The sequence below is a fragment of the Streptomyces sp. WELS2 genome, from assembly GCF_013870595.1.
Taxonomy (GTDB): domain Bacteria; phylum Actinomycetota; class Actinomycetes; order Streptomycetales; family Streptomycetaceae; genus Streptomyces.
In genome coordinates this window covers 1-1915 of record NZ_JACBWZ010001046.1, presented here as the reverse complement: position 1 = coordinate 1915, position 1915 = coordinate 1, and the positions used below count along the sequence as shown (strand labels likewise).

The 1915-nt window shown below is 74.6% G+C and carries 2 protein-coding genes; both read left to right on the top strand.

Features of this window, described 5'->3' with window-relative positions; translation table 11 throughout:
- The first annotated feature begins 148 nt into the window (after nt 1-148).
- The gene (locus H5J33_RS33405; protein WP_181798440.1) at nt 149-937 is read left to right on the top strand and encodes an alpha/beta fold hydrolase; all 789 of its coding nucleotides are present in this window, start codon (nt 149-151) and stop codon (nt 935-937) included.
- Between the two features lie 90 nt (nt 938-1027).
- Nucleotides 1028-1915: YccS/YhfK family membrane protein (locus H5J33_RS33400; protein WP_258565583.1), on the top strand; the 888-nt coding region annotated here is incomplete at its 3' end.

The window sequence follows — 1915 nt, the reverse complement described above, 5'->3', positions numbered from 1 at the left end:
GAGCCGCCCGCCGGTGATGTCGGCCGCGATCCGGTCGGCGATGCGCCGGTAGTCGTCCACAAGTCCCCCTGTTCTCCGGTGCGTTGGATTGCACCGAGGGCAAAGATCTTATTGCGCCGAGCGAAGGGCCGCACCTAGGGTCGTGCCCATGCCCCCCTTCCTCGCATACACCGACAAAGGCCCCGAAACCTCTCCCGGGGTCCCCCTCGTCCTCGTCCACGGCCACCCCTTCGACCGCACGATGTGGGACCCGCAGCTCGCGGAGTTCTCCGCCGACCGCCGGGTGATCGCCCCCGATCTGCGCGGCTACGGCGCCTCCCCCGTGACCCCCGGCACGGTCCCGCTCTCCCGCCACGCCGAGGACATCGCCGAGCTGCTGGACCACCTGACCGTGGACTCCTTCGTCCTGGCCGGTCTGTCCATGGGCGGCCAGATCGTCATGGAGTGCCACGACCGCTTCGGCGACCGGATCCGTGGCCTGGTCCTCGCCGACACCTTCCCGGCCGCCGAGTCCCCCGAGGGGAAGCGGGTCCGCAACGCCATGGCGGACCGGCTGCTGGCCGAGGGCATGCGGGGCTACGCCGACGAGGTGCTGGAGAAGATGGTCGCCCCCTACGCCGACGCCGGGGTCAAGGCGCATGTGCACCGCATGATGTCGGCCACCCCGCCCGAGGGCGCCGCGGCGGCCCTGCGCGGCCGGGCCGAACGCCCCGACTACCGCGCCCTGTTGACGAGGGTCGCCGTGCCCGCCCTGGTCCTGGTCGGCGCCGACGACACCTACACGCCCGTCGCCGACGCCGAGGAGATGCACGCGGCCCTGCCCGACTCGGCCCTGCACGTCGTCGAGGGCGCCGCCCATCTGCCCAACCTGGAGCGCCCCGAGGAGTTCAACCGGCACCTCGCCGCGTTCCTGACCCGCGTGGACGAGGACGCGTAGCCCCGTCCCGCCGGCTCGTCGGCCACGGGGCCCGCGCCTGCCGCCCGAGGTGAAACGCCCCGAAATTCACCACTCCCCCATAATGGGCCCATGCCCCGAGAGTTCCCCATCGGCCTGACCCCTCCGGACTGGCTGGTGCGGAACCTCAGACCCCAGCAGGCGCCGGTCAACTGGGCCGCCGTGGCCCGCGCCGCCGTCGCCATGGCCCTCCCGCTGGCGGCCGGCCTCGCCGCGGACCGCCCCGCCTACGGCGCCCTCGCCTCCATGGGCGCCCTGTCCGGCGTCATCGGCGACACCGCCGACGCCTACCGGATGCGCATCCTCAACATCGCCGTCCCCCAGCTCTTCGGCGCGGTCGGGGTGACCCTGGGCACCCTGGTGTACGGGCACGGCTGGTACGCGGTCGCCGCGGTCACCGGCGTCGCGCTGGTCTCCGGCATGATCTCCACGATCGGCGCGGTGGCCTCGGTCTCCGGCCTGCTGCTGCTCCTGAACTGCGTGGTCGGCGCGGGCCTGCCGATGCCCTCCCCCTGGTGGCTCGCCCCGGCCCTGATGACCGGCGGCGGCCTGCTGGTCCTGCTCCTCGCCCTGCTGGCCTGGCCGCTGCGCGCGGGGGTACCCGAGCGGACCGCGGTCGCCGCCACCTACCGCGCGGTCGCCGACCTGCTCGCCACCGCCGGCACCGACCGCGCCGAGGCCTACGAGGAGGCCCGCCGCGCGGTCACCCAGTCCCTGAACGAGTCCTACGACCTGATCCTCGCCCGGCGCGCCCGCCACCACGGCCGCAGCCCGGACCTGACCCGGCTGCTGGCCCAGCTGAACGCCATCACCCCGGTGATCGAGGCGGCCCCCGCCGCCCACCTGGCGGCCCGCCCGCTGCCCCCGCGGATCCCCGAAGCGGTCCGCGCCCTGGCCCGCGACGTGGCGGCGGGCACGACTCCCGCGTTCCCCCGGGACCTGCCCATGCCCACCACGGAG

What these genes read in the sequence shown, in the direction of transcription:
- H5J33_RS33405 (WP_181798440.1), top strand. Translation starts at nt 149, where the DNA reads ATGCCCCCCTTCCTCGCATACACCGACAAAGGCCCCGAAACCTCTCCC.